The sequence below is a fragment of the Micromonospora sp. WMMD735 genome (assembly GCF_049178995.1).
GTDB lineage: Bacteria > Actinomycetota > Actinomycetes > Mycobacteriales > Micromonosporaceae > Micromonospora > Micromonospora wenchangensis.
In genome coordinates this window covers 2,170,537-2,185,462 of sequence record NZ_JBMHMJ010000002.1, presented here as the reverse complement: position 1 = coordinate 2,185,462, position 14,926 = coordinate 2,170,537, and the positions used below count along the sequence as shown (strand labels likewise).

11 protein-coding genes and 1 riboswitch are annotated in these 14,926 nt (G+C 73.3%); of the genes, 5 read left to right on the top strand and 6 right to left on the bottom strand.

Annotation, left to right across the window (positions count from 1 at the left end; translation table 11 throughout):
* The first annotated feature begins 3 nt into the window (after nucleotides 1-3).
* From ACN268_RS09470 to ACN268_RS09460, 3 genes are all read left to right on the top strand, one after another.
* Entirely contained in the window at nucleotides 4-1,545 is a 1,542-nt protein-coding gene (locus ACN268_RS09470; RefSeq protein WP_421482771.1) for a glycoside hydrolase family 43 protein, read from the top strand.
* A gap of 294 nt (nucleotides 1,546-1,839) precedes the next feature.
* Nucleotides 1,840-3,471, top strand: coding sequence for an ABC-F family ATP-binding cassette domain-containing protein (locus ACN268_RS09465; RefSeq protein ID WP_421482770.1), 1,632 nt, complete (start codon nucleotides 1,840-1,842; stop codon nucleotides 3,469-3,471).
* Between the two features lie 106 nt (nucleotides 3,472-3,577).
* Complete coding sequence (locus ACN268_RS09460) at nucleotides 3,578-4,900, top strand: PIG-L family deacetylase (RefSeq protein WP_421482769.1); 1,323 nt, start codon at nucleotides 3,578-3,580, stop codon at nucleotides 4,898-4,900.
* A gap of 60 nt (nucleotides 4,901-4,960) precedes the next feature.
* On the opposite strand, the gene ACN268_RS09455 is transcribed toward ACN268_RS09460, so the two are convergent.
* The 3 genes from ACN268_RS09455 to ACN268_RS09445 form a co-directional block, all read right to left on the bottom strand.
* Nucleotides 4,961-5,938 (bottom strand): ribonucleotide-diphosphate reductase subunit beta, encoded by a 978-nt coding sequence (locus tag ACN268_RS09455; RefSeq protein WP_421486849.1) that lies wholly within the window; start codon nucleotides 5,936-5,938, stop codon nucleotides 4,961-4,963.
* 53 nt (nucleotides 5,939-5,991) lie between these two features.
* Nucleotides 5,992-8,367 (bottom strand): ribonucleoside-diphosphate reductase subunit alpha, encoded by a 2,376-nt coding sequence (locus tag ACN268_RS09450; RefSeq protein WP_421482768.1) that lies wholly within the window; start codon nucleotides 8,365-8,367, stop codon nucleotides 5,992-5,994.
* A gap of 119 nt (nucleotides 8,368-8,486) precedes the next feature.
* A riboswitch (cobalamin riboswitch) is annotated at nucleotides 8,487-8,699 on the bottom strand.
* Nucleotides 8,700-8,726: 27 nt separating this feature from the next.
* Entirely contained in the window at nucleotides 8,727-9,614 is an 888-nt protein-coding gene (locus ACN268_RS09445) for a helix-turn-helix transcriptional regulator (protein WP_421482766.1), read from the bottom strand.
* A gap of 127 nt (nucleotides 9,615-9,741) precedes the next feature.
* Here ACN268_RS09445 and ACN268_RS09440 point away from each other — a divergent pair, with 127 nt between their 5' ends.
* A complete protein-coding gene (locus ACN268_RS09440; RefSeq protein WP_421482765.1) occupies nucleotides 9,742-10,644 on the top strand; it encodes an oxidoreductase in 903 nt (300 codons plus the stop codon).
* 55 nt (nucleotides 10,645-10,699) lie between these two features.
* A complete protein-coding gene (locus ACN268_RS09435) occupies nucleotides 10,700-11,419 on the top strand; it encodes a hypothetical protein (protein ID WP_421482764.1) in 720 nt (239 codons plus the stop codon).
* A gap of 39 nt (nucleotides 11,420-11,458) precedes the next feature.
* Here the strand turns inward: ACN268_RS09435 and ACN268_RS09430 are convergent, their stop codons facing one another.
* The 3 genes from ACN268_RS09430 to ACN268_RS09420 all read right to left on the bottom strand — a co-directional run bounded on the left by ACN268_RS09430 (nucleotide 11,459) and on the right by ACN268_RS09420 (nucleotide 14,900).
* A complete protein-coding gene (locus tag ACN268_RS09430; protein WP_421482763.1) occupies nucleotides 11,459-11,845 on the bottom strand; it encodes a hypothetical protein in 387 nt (128 codons plus the stop codon).
* 118 nt (nucleotides 11,846-11,963) lie between these two features.
* The gene (locus ACN268_RS09425; RefSeq protein ID WP_421482762.1) at nucleotides 11,964-12,530 is read right to left on the bottom strand and encodes a TetR/AcrR family transcriptional regulator; all 567 of its coding nucleotides are present in this window, start codon (nucleotides 12,528-12,530) and stop codon (nucleotides 11,964-11,966) included.
* Nucleotides 12,531-12,536: 6 nt separating this feature from the next.
* The gene (locus ACN268_RS09420) at nucleotides 12,537-14,900 is read right to left on the bottom strand and encodes a PEP/pyruvate-binding domain-containing protein (protein ID WP_421482761.1); all 2,364 of its coding nucleotides are present in this window, start codon (nucleotides 14,898-14,900) and stop codon (nucleotides 12,537-12,539) included.
* Between the last annotated feature and the right edge of the window lie 26 nt (nucleotides 14,901-14,926).

The window sequence follows — 14,926 nt, the reverse complement described above, 5'->3', positions numbered from 1 at the left end:
CGGATGAATCCGGTCGGGGCCGACGCGGTGACCGGGGGTGCGGCCGGTTGGCCCGACGGCACCTTCGCCAACCCGGTGCTGGCCGGCTTCCATCCCGACCCGAGCGTCTGCCGGGTCGGCGACGACTACTACCTGGCCTGTTCCAGCTTCGAGTACTTCCCCGGGGTGCCGCTGTTCCACAGCCGGGACCTGGTGCACTGGGAACAGATCGGCAACGTGCTCGACCGGCCCGGCCAGCTCACCCTGCCGGTCGACATGCCGTCGTCGGGCGGGGTGTACGCGCCGACCCTGCGCCACCACGACGGCCGGTTCTGGCTGATCGTCACCAACTGCGCGGACGGCGGCGGCACCCTGATCTGCACCGCCACCGACCCGGCCGGCCCCTGGTCGGACACGGTCCGGGTGCCCGGGATGGACGGCATCGACCCCGACCTCGCCTGGGACGCCGACGGCACCTGCTGGTGCACGTACGCCGGGATCGCCCAGGTGCGCCTCGACCCGGAGACCGGACGCACCGTCGGCCCGGTCCGGCGGCTGTGGTCCGGTGCCCCGGGCGCACAGGCCCCGGAGGCGCCGCACCTGTACCGGATCGGCGACCACTGGTACCTGCTGATCGCCGAGGGCGGCACCGAACGCGGGCACGCCGTCTCGATCGCCCGCGCGACGAGGCCCGACGGCCCGTACGAGCCGGGTCCGGCCAACCCGATCCTCACCCACCGGGGCACCCACCGGCCGATCCAGAACACCGGCCACGCCGACCTGGTGCAGGGGCCCGACGGGTCGTGGTGGCTGGTGCTGCTCGGGGTCCGCCCCGGCGGCGGCACCCCCGGCTGGCACGTGCTCGGGCGGGAGACGTTCCTGGCCCCGGTGACCTGGGTCGACGGGTGGCCGGTGGTCGGTGACCTCGCCCCGGTGATGCCCGCCCCGCCGTGGGCCGCGCACCCCGTGCCGCCGCCGCCCGTCCGCGACGACTTCGACGCCGACCTGCTGCACCCGCGCTGGGTCTCGGTGCGGTCCCGGCCGGCGGAGGTCTGGTCACTTGCCGAACGGCCCGGCTGGCTCACGTTGCGGGCCCGGGGCGCGTCCCCGGACGCGCCGGACGTCACGGTCGTCGGCCGCCGCCAGCAGCACCCGTCGTGCCGGGTCCGGACCGTGGTCGACCCGGGCGACGGGCACGGTGGTCTGGTGGTGCGCCTCGACGAGCGCCACCACTACGACATCGAGGCGGGCGGCGGCGAGGTACGAGTCGTCGCCCGGATCGGGTCGGTGCGCTCGACGCCGGCCACCCGGCCGGTCGGGGCCGGCCCGGTCCACCTGCGGATCGAGGTGCTCGCCCCGGCCCCCGGCGACTGGCACCCCGCCAAGGAACCCGACCTGCTCCGGCTCGGCGTCGAGCACCCGGACGGGACCTTCGACGTGCTGGCCGAACTCGACGGCAGGTACCTGTCCACCGAGGTTGCCGGCGGTTTCACCGGCCGGGTCATCGGCATGTACGCCGCCCGGGGCGCCGTCGCCTTCGACTGGTTCGACTACGAGCCGCGCTAGCCGCCCACGCCGGGCGTGCGCCGGGCCGCCGGTGCCGGGCGGACCGGGTTATCCTGGTCCGGTCGACCGGGCCGGGCCCGGTTCGACCCAGGCACGTGACAGTTCGACCAGGCAGCCAACAGTTCGACCAGGCAGGGAGTAGATCGTGGCAGGTGACGACGACATCTCCGGGTGAACACCCGGCTGCGGTGACCGACGGCGGATGACCGCCCCGTCGCGTCGCCCCTGTCGTCCTGCCCTGTTCGCCCCCGGGCAGCGCCCGCGCGCCCGGATCACCTGTCTCCGAGGTTCACCATGTCCGACAGTTTCGTCGTCTGCTCCCACCTGTCCTTCTCCTGGCCGGATGACACCCCGGTCGTCGAGGACCTGTCGTTCTCCCTTCCCGGCGGCCGCACCGGCCTGGTCGCGGCGAACGGCGCCGGCAAGTCCACCCTGCTGCGGCTCATCGTCGGCGAGTTGCGTCCCACCACGGGCAGCGTCACCGTCGAGGGGGTGCTGGGCTACCTGCCGCAGCACCTGCCCTTCGCGACGCGGCAGACCGTCGCCGAGGTGCTCGGGGTCGACCGGGTCGTCGCTGCGCTGCACGCCATCGAGGCGGGTGACGCCGCCGAGGAGCACTTCACCACCGTCGGCGACGACTGGGACGTCGAGGAGCGCAGCCGGCTCGCCCTCGACCGCCTCGGCCTGACCGGGGTGGCGTTGGACCGCCGGCTCGGCACCCTCAGCGGCGGCCAGGTGGTCTCCCTCGGCCTCGCCGCCGAGCTGCTCAAACGACCCGACGTGCTGCTGCTCGACGAGCCCACCAACAACCTCGACCGACCGGCGCGGGCGCGGCTGCTCGCCGTGCTGCGGTCCTGGCCGGGCACGCTGCTCGTGGTCAGCCACGACCGTGCGCTGCTGGACGAGATGGACCGCATCGCCGCCCTCGACCACGGCGGGATCCGCTGGTACGGAGGCAACTTCACCCACTACGAGCAGACGGTACGGGCCGAGCGGGAGGTCGCCGAGCGGCAGGTGCGCCAGGCCGAGCAGGACGTGAAGCGGCAGAAGCGGGAACTCCAGCAGGCCCGGGAGCGGGCGGCCCGCCGCGCTTCGACCGCCGCCCGGAACCTGTCCGACGCGGGGCTGCCCCGGATCGTCGCCGGCAACCTCAAGCGGGACGCGCAGGTGTCGGCGGGCCGGACCGACGACGTGCACACCGCCCGGGCCGCCGACGCCCAGGCCCGCCTGGACCAGGCGAGCGAGGCGGCCCGCCGCGACGACCAGCTCGTCCTGGACCTGCCCGACACGACGGTGCCCGCCGGTCGCACCGTCTTCGCCGGCCACGGCCTGCGGGCCGGCTACGCGGGCCGACAGGTGTTCGCCGGTGACGGGGTCGACCTGACCATCCGGGGTCCCGAACGGATCGCCCTGACCGGGCCCAACGGTGCGGGCAAGTCGACGCTGCTGCGGCTGGTCGGCGGCCGGCAGGAGGCGGACGCGGGCACCGTCGCGCGGGCGTCGGGGCGGGTGGCGTACCTGTCGCAGCGCCTCGACCTGCTCGATCCGGCCCGGACGGTCGCGGAGAACCTGGCCGGGTTCGCCCCGGCGCGGACCGAGGCGGAGCGGCTGAACCTGCTGGCCCGGTTCCTGTTCCGGGGTGCCCGCGTCCACCTGCCGGCCGGGGTGCTCTCCGGCGGTGAGCTGCTGCGCGCCACCCTGGCCTGCCTGTTGTTCGCCTCGCCGGCACCGCACCTGCTGCTGCTCGACGAGCCCACCAACAACCTGGACCTGGTCAGCGTGGCCCAGTTGGAGAGCGCGCTGCTGGCGTACCGGGGGGCGTTCGTGGTGGTCAGTCACGACGACCGGTTCCTGGCCGGGATCGCCGTGGACCGGTGGCTCCGGCTGGCCGACGGGCGGCTCACCGAGGCCGGACCCCCGCAGTGATCCGGCCCGCCGTGGTGCCCACCGCGACGGGGCAGAGATAGACGCTCGTGCATGGTAGAAAGGGGATGCACGCTACTGCTACGGGGAGGTAACTGTGCGTCACTTCATGCTGCGAACATTTCGCCGTCGTCCGGCCCGGTGGTCGCTGGCCGTTCCGGTGGTGGCCGCCTGTGCGGCGGCGACCCTGGCCGGCCCGCCGGCGGCGCAGGCCGGGCCGGGCTGTCCGGCGGGAGCGATCATGAACGTGGTCGCCCACCAGGACGACGACCTGCTCTTCCTCAGCCCGGACCTGCTGCACGACGTGCAGGCCAACAGGTGCGTCCGCACGGTGTTCGTCACGGCCGGCGACGCCGGTCGGGACAGCACCTACTGGACCGGTCGGGAGACCGGGGCGCGGGCGGCGTACGCCCAGATGGCCGGGGTGGCCGACAGTTGGACCCAGGCGGACGCCGGGATCAGCGGACATCCGATCCCGGTCTTCACGCTCACCGCCCGGCCCACCGTGTCGCTGGTCTTCCTCCGGCTGCCGGACGGCTATCCCGGCGGAACGGGGCACCCGAACACCGGCTCACAGAGCCTGCAGAAGCTCTGGCTCAACGGCATCTCGTCGATCACGTCGTTGGGCTCCGGCGCGTCCAGCTACAGCCGCGCCGGCCTGATCACCACCCTGGCCGGGCTGATGGCGGCCTACCAGCCGACCTCCGTCAACACCCAGGACCACGCGGGTGGGTTCGGCGACGGTGACCACAGCGACCACCACGGCGCGGCCTACTTCGCCCAGGCCGCCGAGCAGGCGTACGTCGGTTCGCCCACCTTCACCGGTTACCACGACTACAAGATCAAGAACTATCCGGCGAACCTGGGATCGACCGACGTCGCCGGCAAGTCCGCCGCCTTCTTCGCCTACGGCCAGTACGACGACGGGGCCTGCACCAGCCTGCCCACCTGCGCCGGCTACGACTACCCGGCCTTCCTCCAGCGGCAGTACAAGGTCCTCGGCCCCAACCTGGCCCGGACGGCCACCGTCACCGCGACCAGCCAGGACACCGGCAGCGGGCAGACGGCGGCCAAGGCCGTCGACGGGGTGGTCGCCGGCTGGCCCGACGACCCGACCCGGGAGTGGGCGACCGTCTACGGCGGCGTCGGCACCCAGCTCACCCTGAGCTGGCCGGGCCCGCGCACCGTCCGCCGGGTCGTCCTCTACGACCGGCCCAACCCCAACGACCAGATCACCGGCGGCACCCTGCTGTTCAGCGACGGCACCTCCACGGCCGTCGGCGCCCTGGACAACGGCGGCGGCCCGACGGAGATCATCCTCCCGGCGGCGAAGACGGTGACCAGCGTCAAGCTCACCGTCACCGGGGTCGGCGGCGGCACCGTCAACGTCGGCCTCGCCGAGATCGAGGTGTTCGGCAACGCCGGCCCCTGAGCGGACGGCCGGGGCCCGGTCCGGTGGTCGCGTGGGCGACCGCCGGACCGGCCGCGCCGGTCAGAAGTCGTCGTCGAAGGTGACGCTGCCGCTGACCCCCACCTGGTAGGCCGACACCCGACGCTCGAAGAAGTTCGACAGCTCCTGCACGTCCTGCAGGTCCATGAACGCGAACGGGTTCTGCGCGCCGTAGTGCGGCGCGATGCCGAGCTGGGCGAGCCGCCGGTCGGCGACGTGTTCCAGGTAGGCCCGCATGTCCGTGAGCGACAGCCCCGAGACGCCCTGGTCGAGCAGGTCCTCGGCGAACTGCACCTCGCACTCGACGGCCTCGGCGAGCATCTCGGTGACCTGTCGTTCCAGCTCGGCGTCGAACAGGTCCGGCTCCTCCCGCCGGGCGGTCTCCACCACGTCGAAGGCGAACGCCATGTGCATCGACTCGTCGCGGAACACCCAGTTGGTGCCCGACGCCAACCCGTTGAGCAGGCCCCTCGACCGCAGGAAGTAGACGTAGGCGAACGCGCCGTAGAAGAACAGCCCCTCGATGCAGGCGGCGAAGCAGATCAGGTTCAGCAGGAACGCCCGCCGGTCCGCCCGGGTCCGCAGCTCCCGCAGCTCGAAGACCGAGTCGATCCAGCGGAAGCAGAACTCGGCCTTGCGCCGGATCGACGGGATGTTCTCGATGGCGGCGAAGGCGGCGAACCGTTCCTGCTCGTCGGGGACGTACGTGTCGAGCAGGTTCAGGTAGAACTGCACGTGCACGGCTTCCTCGAACAGCTGCCGGGACAGGTAGAGCCGGCCCTCCGGGGAGTTGACGTGCTGATAGAGGTTGAGCACCAGGTTGTTGGCGACGATCGTGTCGCCGGTGGCGAAGAACGCCACCAGCCGGGACACCAGGTGCCGTTCGGCAGGCGACAGCCGTTCCAGGTCGGCCAGGTCGGCGTGCAGGTCGACCTCCTCCACCGTCCAGGTGTTGCGGATGGCGTCCTTGAACCTGTCGAAGAAGTGCGGGTAGCGCATCGGTCGCAGGGTGAGGTCCATGCCGGGGTCGAGCAGCAGCTGCCGCCCGGCGGTGCGGGGTTCGTCGACGGTGGTCACTGGCACGCCTCGCAGCTCTCGGGGTTCTCCAGGGAACAGGCCAGCGCCTCGGCATCGGCCGTGACGACCGGGGCGACGGTGACGGTGGCCTGCTGGATCCGGGTCGCCGGACGCGACCGCAGGTAGTAGGTGGTCTTCAGCCCGGACTTCCAGGCGTACAGGTACATCGAGGACAGCTTGCCGATGGTCGGCGCGCTGAGGAACAGGTTCAGCGACTGCGACTGGTCGACGTACGGCGCCCGCGCGGCGGCCAGGTCGATCAGTGCCCGCTGCGGCAGCTCCCACGCGGTGCGGAACAACTCCCGCACCTCGGCGGGCAGCTCCACGATGCCCTGCACCGACCCGTCGGCCCGCTTGATCCGGTCGCGGATCTCCGCCGTCCACAGTCCGCGCGCCTTCAGCTCGCGTACCAGATAGGTGTTGATCTGCAGAAACTCCCCGGACATGGTCTCGCGCTTGAACAGGTTGGACACCTGCGGCTCGATGCACTCGTAGCAGCCGGCGATCGAGGCGATCGTGGCGGTCGGGGCGATCGCCACCAGCAGCGAGTTGCGCAGGCCGTGCGCGGCGATCCGGGTGCGCAGCGCCGCCCAACGCGCGGTCTGGGTGGGCTCGGCCCCCCACAGGTCCGGGTGCAGGTCACCCCGGGCCGCCCGGGTTTCGGCGTACGCCGGGTGCGCGCCGAACCGTTCGGCGAGGCCGGTCGACGTCTCCAGGGCGGTCAGGAGGATCTCCTCCTGGACCCGGGTGGACAGCTCCCGGGCCCCGGCCGAGTCGAACGGCAGCCGCAGCGCGAACAACGCGTCCTGCAAACCCATCAGCCCCAGCCCGACCGGCCGCCAGCGCGGGTTCGACGCCGCCGCCTGCTCGGCCGGGTAGTAGTTGATGTCGATCACCCGGTCGAGGAACACCACCGCCGTCCGGACCGTCTCGCGCAACCTCTCCCAGTCGACGCCGTCGTCGGTGAGGTGCGCGCCGAGGTTGACCGAGCCGAGGTTGCACACCGCCGTCTCGGTGTCGCTGTTCACCTCCAGGATCTCGGTGCACAGGTTGGACAGGTGGATCGTGTTGCCCGGCACGCCGGTCTGGTTGGACAGCCGGTTCGCCGGGTCCTTGAACGTCATCCACCCGTTGCCGGTCTGCGCCAGGGTGCGCATCATCCGCCCGTACAGGTCGCGGGCCTTGACCGTGCGGACCGCCTTCTTCTCGGCGACCCGGTACGCGGCGTCGAACTCCTCGCCGTAGAGGTCGGGCAGCTCCGGGGCGTCCGACGGGTCGATCAGCGACCAGTCACCGTCGGCCTCGACCCGGCGCATGAACTCGTCGGGGATCCAGTTGGCCAGGTTAAGGTTGTGGGTGCGCCGCGCCTCCTCACCGGTGTTGTCCCGCAGCTCCAGGAACTCCTCGACGTCCGGGTGCCATGGCTCCAGGTAGACGCAGGCCGCCCCCTTGCGCCGGCCACCCTGGTTGACCGCCGCCACCCCGGCGTCGAGGGTCTTCAGGAACGGCACGATCCCGTTCGACCTGCCGTTGGTGCCCCGGATCAGCGCCCCCCGGCCGCGCACCCGCGTGAAGGAGATGCCGATGCCGCCGGAGAACTTGGACAGCTTCGCCACCTGGTGGTAGCGCTCGTAGATCGAGTCCAGTTCGTCGCGCGGCGAGTCGACCAGGAAACACGACGACATCTGGGTGTGCCGGGTGCCCGAGTTGAACAACGTCGGGGAACTCGGCAGGTAGGCCAGCGACGACATCAGCCGGTAGAACCCGACCGCCTCGTCGGGCGTGCCGGACAGCCCGCAGGCCACCCGCAGCAGCCAGTACTGCGGGGTCTCCACCACCAGCCGCGACTGCGGGTGCCGCAGCAGGTACCGGTCGGCCACCGTACGCAGCCCGAAGTACTCGAACCGCAGGTCACCGGCCGGGTCGACGGCGTCGTCGAGTCGGCGTGCGTGCCGGGCCACGAACGCGGCGGTGTCGTCGGCGATCAGGCCGAGGCCGTGGGCGTACCGGATGGACTCGCTGAACGAGGTCACCGCCTGCCCGCGTACCTCCTCGTCCACGTAGGCGGCCAGCAGCCGGGCCGCCAGTCGGGAGTACTGCGGTTCCGTGCCGATCAGCTCCGCCGCCGTCTGGATCGACAACTTGTCCAGCTCGGCCGTGGTCGCCCCGTCGTAGAGGCCGCTGATCGTCCTGGTGGCCACCCGCAGCGGGTCGACCTCGTCCAGGTCGGTGGTCCACCGGGCGACGGCCGTGACGATCCGGTTGACGTCCACCGGCTCGGTGTCGCCGTCGCGCTTGCGTACCCGCATCGCCGGCCGGCGTGGCTCCGCACCGTCGACGTCGGACGGTGGGCTCTGCGCTGTGCTCGTCATGACCTCTCCTCGCTGTCACCGATGGCCATCGGGACGCGGGAGGACGCCGACGGGCGCGGCGACGGCCGGCCCGGGTGCTGGCGTCGGTCGTCCCGCGCGACCTCCGACCGCCGTGCGCAGCAGCGCACGGCGCACTGGCAGGTCTTCGGACTCGCGGGCGTGACCGGGTCGGTCGCCTACTGGCCGTCGCTTCCCAGACCTCGCGGTCCAGTGCTCGATGACGGCGGTCGTTCCCACTTACCGCTGCGGGGCAGTCCCGGATTTCCACCGGGTTCCCTGTTGCCTCGACCGGACCACCGGGCCCGGCCGAACCAGCTGCGTGGCACACCATATATGGCGTGGATGGGGGAGAGGCAACACTAGATGTCGCGTCGGCGTGTCAGATAACTCTCATCCGACCGGCCGGTGGCCCGCAGTGACGCCAGCAGCCGCAGCGCGTCGGCGTCGGCGCTGCCGGGCTCGGCGGTGAAGACCAGCATGACCGGGCCGGGGTTGCCGGGCAGCGGGTAGGTGTCCCAGTCCAGGACGATGTCACCGACCTCGGGGACCTGGAAGGTCTTGGTGCCGCTGACCGACCCGCGCACGTCGTGCCGGGACCACAGCCGCCGGAACTCGGCGCTGCGGATGCTCAGCTCACCGACGACGGCGGTGGCCCGGGGGTGGGTGGGGTCCGTGGCGACAGCGGCGCGCATCATGCCGATGTAGTCCATGGCCTGCTGCTCCCAGGACGCGCAGCGCCGCAGTGGGGCAGCCGCCTCGTCGAACATCAGCAGCAGCATGTTGAGCCGGTCCGGCGGGTGGTCCGCCGGGTCGCCGAGCAGCGCCACCGCCCACGTGTTCCAGGCGAGCAGGTCCAGGTGCCGGCCGAGCACCACCGCCGGGGTGTCCAGCACCCGCAGCAGCCGCCTGGTGCTCTCCGGTACCCGTTCCGGGCCGTGGTCGACCCGGGCGGGCGGCGGCCGGCGGGCGGCGCGGGCCAGGGTGAACAGGTGCCGGCGTTCCGCGTCGTCGAGGCCGAGGGCGGCGGCGAGCCCGTCCAGCACGTCGTCGGACGGGCGCACCTCCCGGCCCTGCTCCATCCGCTGGTAGTAGTCGGTGCTCAACCCGGCCAGCAGCGCCAGCTCCTCGCGGCGCAGCCCGGTGACCCGGCGTCGCCCGCCCGGCTCCAGGCCGACGTCCCGGGGGTGCAACCGGGCGCGCCGGGCACGCAGGAAGTCACCGAGTTCACGGGCGTACGGACGGGTCATGCCGCCAGTGTGGCGCGGCCCGCACCGGCGTGGGTAGGTCTGCGGGACCTAGGTAACCGGGTACGACCGGTCCCGCCCGGCCGGGCCCTAGCGTCGGCGGTCCCACCCGACCGTCAGGGAGCAGCAGATGACCTGGACCGCCGACCACATCCCCGACCAGCACGGCCGTATCGCCGTCGTGACCGGCGCGAACTCCGGCCTCGGCCTGGTCACCGCCACCGCACTGGCCCGGCGGGGGGCGCGGGTCGTGCTCGCCGTGCGCGACACCGCCGCCGGCCGGCGGGCCGCCCACAGCATGGGCGGCGACGTCGAGGTACGCGAGCTGGACCTCGCCTCCCTCGCCTCGGTCCGGGAGTTCGCGGCGGCCCTGGCCGCCGACCGTCCGGTGCTCGACCTGCTGGTCAACAACGCCGGTGCGGTGCTGCTCGGGCCGCGCCGCACCAGCGTGGACGGCCACGAGCTGCACCTCGCCACCAACCTGCTGGGCCACTTCGCGCTGACCGGCCTGCTGCTGGGCAACCTGGCCGCGGCGCGGGCGGCCCGGGTGGTCAGCCTCAGCTCGATCACCCACCGCAACGCACACCTGGACTTCGCCGACCTGATGGTGGAGCGCGGCTACCGGGGTGCCGCCGCGTACGGCAGGTCCAAGCTCGCCACCACCGTCTTCGGCATCGAACTGGACCGCCGGCTGCGCGCCACCGGATCGCCGGTGCTCAGCGTGCTGGCCCACCCCGGTGTCACCCGCACCAACCTGACCCCCCGGGCCTGGTCCCACCAGGGCCGGCGGGGCCGGGTGATCGCCCGGCTCGGCCTGCTGGCCACCCAGCCGGTCGAGCAGGGTGCGCTGCCCCAACTGCGCGCCGCCACCGACCCGCAGGTCCACGGCGGCCAGTTCTTCGGCCCGGCCCGGTTCTTCCAGACCCGGGGGCCGGTCACCGAGGTACGGGCCAGCCGGGAGGCCACCGATCCCGCCGTCGGCCGGCGGCTGTGGACGGCGGCCGAGGAACTGACCGGCGTGCGCTGTCTCTGACGTAGGGCCGCACTAGCATGACTGCGGTCGGTGAGGGCGGCGGAGACGAGGCGACATGGGATGGCTCGGGCGGGTGCTGGGCGGCGGGGGCCGGCAGGTCCAGGACGATCCGGTCCGGCAGGCGGCGCTGTCGGCCGAGGTGCGGCAGCGGTTCGGCGCCCACCTGGCCGTCCGACCTGCCGAGCAGGTGGCGGCGATGGTCGGGCTGCTCGACGACGGCGACGGCCTGGCGGTGGCGGCCGGCATCGTCGGTGAGTTCGCCGACGCGGCCCACGCGGACCTGCTGGCCCAGACGACGGAGCTGTACCGGCGTACCGGGCACCGGTTCCCGGTGGACCGGCGCAACTACCGGCCGTTGTGGCGGGAGGCCGGTGGACGGCTGCACTGGCCGCTGTTCGCGCTGCCGGGCGGCCTGCACCCGTACGTGCACGTCGCCGCCGCCACCACGGTCGTCGGCACCCGGGCGGCGCAGTTCGTCCGGGCGACCGACCCCCATCCGCTGCTCGCCCGCCTGTTCGAGGTGCTCGACCTCACCACCTGCGGCTGGGAGTACGGCCGGGTACGGGTGGACCACGACGGGGCGTCGCTGGTCGGTCGGCTGATCTCGACCACCCGGGACGTCCGGGCGGCGATGAAGGAACCCCCGTCACTGCCGCCGTCGGTGCGGGAACTCATGCGTACCAACCGGACGGTCGACGTCTTCGACCTCACCGGCGACCGGGTGGTCGGCACGATCAACGTGGGCGGTGAACTGCGACCGGCCCTGCTCACCTGAGGTCGCCCGGGGTGGACGGCGTCCACCCCGGGCTGCCGGTCAGGCGACGCGGTGCGGGGCGAACCCGTTGGAGCAGTCGGCGATGGTGACGCTCTGCGAGAAGCGCAGCGCGTCCCGCCGGGCCCACCCGTTGATCCCGGTGCTGGTGTTGCGGACGAAGAACCAGAGGTCACCGGTCAGCGTGGCGCAGTGGACGTCGATGTTCTGGTTCGGGTACCCCTGGCCCCTGGGCTGGCAGTCCTGGTGCGGGTAGGCGCGGATGAAGGTCCCGTCGCCCCAGGAGATCCCGCCCCCGCTGTAGAGGTCCGGGTGCTGCCCGTGGCCGTCGCAGTGTGCGCTGGCCGGGCTGGCGGGTATCAGGGCCAGCACCGAGCCGCTCACGGCGAGGGTCAGCGCGGAGGCGACGGAGAGAATCTTGGATCGCATGGAAGTCCCCTGTCGATAGGTGACGATCACTGTCCACAGAGGATCGCACGGGTGGGGTGCGCCCGCACGGCGAACGGTCCGCACCCGGGCGACGCCGACCCGGCCCGACGGCCCCTCGTCAGGCGAAGAGCAGGTCCAACTGGTGGTCGAGGGCGGCGGTCGCCTGGGCCGGGGTGTACTGCCCGCCGAGCAGGTACACCCCCAGCCCCTCCACCAGAGCCAGCAGCCCCGCCGCGGCGTCCGACGCCGGTGCACGCGGCAGCAGCCCGGCGACGAACTCCACCAGTTGCGCGGTGTCCGGCCGCAGGCCGGGGGCCGCCGCCGGGTGCAGGGCGGTCCAGGACAGGAACGCCAACGCCACCCGCCCGTCCTCGCGCGCCGCCTCGTCCAGCGGCAGCAACGCCGCAAGCAGGGTGCGCAGCAGCAGCCGGGGCTGCGGGTCCGGCCCGAGCGCCGCGACCGCCGCCTCGACCCGGGCCCGACCCCGGTCACGGACGACGGACAGCGCGAAGGCCATCATCTCGTCCTTGGTGGTGAAGTAGTGCTGCACCATGCCGGCGGACACCCCCGCCTCGGCGGCCACGTGCCGCAGGCTCACCGCCTCCAGACCCCGGTCGGCGGCGACCCGCATGAGCGCGTCCGCGATCAGCGTGCGGCGTTGACGGGGATCGACCTTCCTGGGCATCGGGGCCTACCGTGCCGTCGTCACGGTGCCGGCCGCGCCGTCCACGGTGATCACCTGACCGGTGACGATCCGTGAGGTGGCGCCCGGCACGCTGATCACGGCCGGGATGCCGTACTCGCGGGCCACCGTGGGACCGTGCGCCATGATCGCGCCGGTCTCGGTGACCAGCGCCCCGGCGGTCAGGAACAGCGGCGTCCAGCCCGGGTCGGTGGTGGCGGTCACGAGGATCTCCCCGGGTTCGAGGTGCGCGGTGGCCGGGTCAGTGACCACCCGGGCCGGGCCGGTCACCCTACCCGTCGCCGCCCCCACGCCCCGCAGCAGTCCCACCCCGTCGGCGGGGGCCGGCAGGGTGCTCTCCACGTCGGTGCCGTCGGACAGCAGCGCCACCGGCACCACCCGGCGGCGCAGCTCGCGCCGGTGGGTCGCCCGGCGTCGCGCGACCAGCCCGGTCAGGTCGGCACCGTCGAGGGCCGCCTCGACCTCGTCGAGGGTGAGGAACATGACGTCGTCCGCCGCCGGGAACAGCGTCGCCCCGATGAGCAGCAACTGCTCGCGTACGGTCCGGAGCCGGTACAGCCCGGCGAACTTCCCGGCCTCCCGCAGCCCCGCCAGCCGTCGTGCCCGCCGCAGCAGGAAGATCGCGATCCGGCCCCGGACCGGGCGACGTCGGCGGACCCGGGCGGCCAGCTCGTCGAGCGCGGCCCCGGCGGCTGCGGCGGCCCCGGCGAACCGTCGGTCGGGTGCCTGCGTGGGGTCGGTCAGCCGCAGGTAGTTGGCGACGGCCGCGAAGACCGGGGTGGGGTCCTCGGCCCAGCGCGGCACACCGACGTCGGCCTCGGCGGCCGCCCGGTGGCCGTAGCGGGACAGGAAGGCGGACAGGCCGATGTCGGGGAGCGCGCCCCGCTGGTACCGGGCCGCCAGTTCGGCCGGTGGCGTGTCGAGGATCAGCTCGCGGTGCGGGCGGGCGGCGTCGGCCAGCGCCCACAGCGCGAGATCCATCTCGATGGTCACGTTGTGCGGGACGCCGCGCAGCACGGCGTGTATCTCGTCCTCGGCGGCGACCCCCTTGAGCAGGTGCGCGGGCAGCGCCGAGGCGAGCATCCCGGCCACGATCGGCCAGGTGATGTCGTCGGCGGCACCGCCGTCGCCGTCGCCGTGGTCGCGGACGAACCGCAGCCGCTCGTGGGCCGTCCGCAGGTGCGTGGGCGCCGCCGACTCGGCCCGTAGCCGGTCGACGGCCGCGACCAGCCGACGCCGTGCCGCGTCCGGTCGCGCCAGCGCCCGCAGGATGCCCCGCAGCGCCCGCAGCGCCGTGCCCAACGAGGCGTCCGCCGGGCGGCGGCGGGAGCCGTCGCCGGACGGTGCGAACCGGGGGTCGCGCAGGATGTGCTCCATCACCGCCTGGGCGCGTGGCCCGAAGTCGACGGCCATCAGCCGGACGAGCCGTCGGCGGCTGGCGGGCCGGCGGACCAGGTCGGTCAGGTCACCGTAGAGCCGCCCGCCGATGTCGACGATCTCCACCCGCATCCCGAGCGAGGCGACCATGGCGGCGATCATCGCGCGGAGCGTGGCCATGCCCATCGGGGTGACCGGTCGCAGCATCCCCTGCACGTTGCCGAACTCGACGTACACCCGCAGGTCGTCGGTCTGCGGCGGTGCCGGGAACAGCGTGCTGACCGGCCGCGACTGGAGCAACCACAGGGTCCCGTCGTGGTCGGTCGCCCACTCGACGTCCTGCGGCGTGCCGAAGTGCGCCTGCACCCGCCGGCCGGCGGCCCACAGCTCGCCCTGCCACCCGGGGTCCGCGCTGCCTGCCGGATCGGCCAGCACCACGCGCGTCACCTCGGTGCTGCCGTCGACGACCGTCGTGCCCGGCCCGACCTCGACGAGCATCTCGGTGCGGTTGCCGGTGACCGGGTTCGCCGTGTAGAGCACGCCGGCCCGGACCGGGGCGACCATCCGCTGCACCACCACCGCCATGCGCACGTCGGCGGGGTCGGTCCCGCGCGCTTCCCGGTAGGCCGCCGCCCGGCTGCCGTGCAGCGATTCCCAGCACGTGCCGATCGCCGCCAGCAGGTCCGCCTCGCCCTCGACGTCCAGCACCGTGTCGTGCTGACCCGCGAAGCTGGCGTCCGGCAGGTCCTCGTCCGTCGCGCTCGACCGCACCGCCACCGGCCCGCCGCCCAGCCGCGCGTACGCCGCCCGGACCTCGTCCTGTGGAACCACCCCGGCCCGGTGCGCCTCGGTGGTCACGCAGAAGCCCTCGGGCACCCGCTCGCCCGCGCGGATCAGCTCGCCGAGACCTGCCGCCTTGCCGCCGACCAGCGGGACCAGCCCGGCATGTGCCTCCGCCAGGGGGATCACCGACACCTGCGTCTCACTTTTGCAATACGACT

What these genes read in the sequence shown, in the direction of transcription:
- ACN268_RS09470 (WP_421482771.1), top strand. Translation starts at nt 4, where the DNA reads ATGAATCCGGTCGGGGCCGACGCGGTGACCGGGGGTGCGGCCGGTTGG.
- ACN268_RS09425 (WP_421482762.1), bottom strand. Translation starts at nt 12,530, where the DNA reads ATGCCCAGGAAGGTCGATCCCCGTCAACGCCGCACGCTGATCGCGGAC.
- ACN268_RS09465 (WP_421482770.1), top strand. Translation starts at nt 1,840, where the DNA reads ATGTCCGACAGTTTCGTCGTCTGCTCCCACCTGTCCTTCTCCTGGCCG.
- ACN268_RS09435 (WP_421482764.1), top strand. Translation starts at nt 10,700, where the DNA reads ATGGGATGGCTCGGGCGGGTGCTGGGCGGCGGGGGCCGGCAGGTCCAG.
- ACN268_RS09430 (WP_421482763.1), bottom strand. Translation starts at nt 11,845, where the DNA reads ATGCGATCCAAGATTCTCTCCGTCGCCTCCGCGCTGACCCTCGCCGTG.
- ACN268_RS09450 (WP_421482768.1), bottom strand. Translation starts at nt 8,367, where the DNA reads ATGACGAGCACAGCGCAGAGCCCACCGTCCGACGTCGACGGTGCGGAG.
- ACN268_RS09455 (WP_421486849.1), bottom strand. Translation starts at nt 5,938, where the DNA reads ATGGACCTCACCCTGCGACCGATGCGCTACCCGCACTTCTTCGACAGG.
- ACN268_RS09460 (WP_421482769.1), top strand. Translation starts at nt 3,578, where the DNA reads ATGCTGCGAACATTTCGCCGTCGTCCGGCCCGGTGGTCGCTGGCCGTT.
- ACN268_RS09445 (WP_421482766.1), bottom strand. Translation starts at nt 9,614, where the DNA reads ATGACCCGTCCGTACGCCCGTGAACTCGGTGACTTCCTGCGTGCCCGG.
- ACN268_RS09440 (WP_421482765.1), top strand. Translation starts at nt 9,742, where the DNA reads ATGACCTGGACCGCCGACCACATCCCCGACCAGCACGGCCGTATCGCC.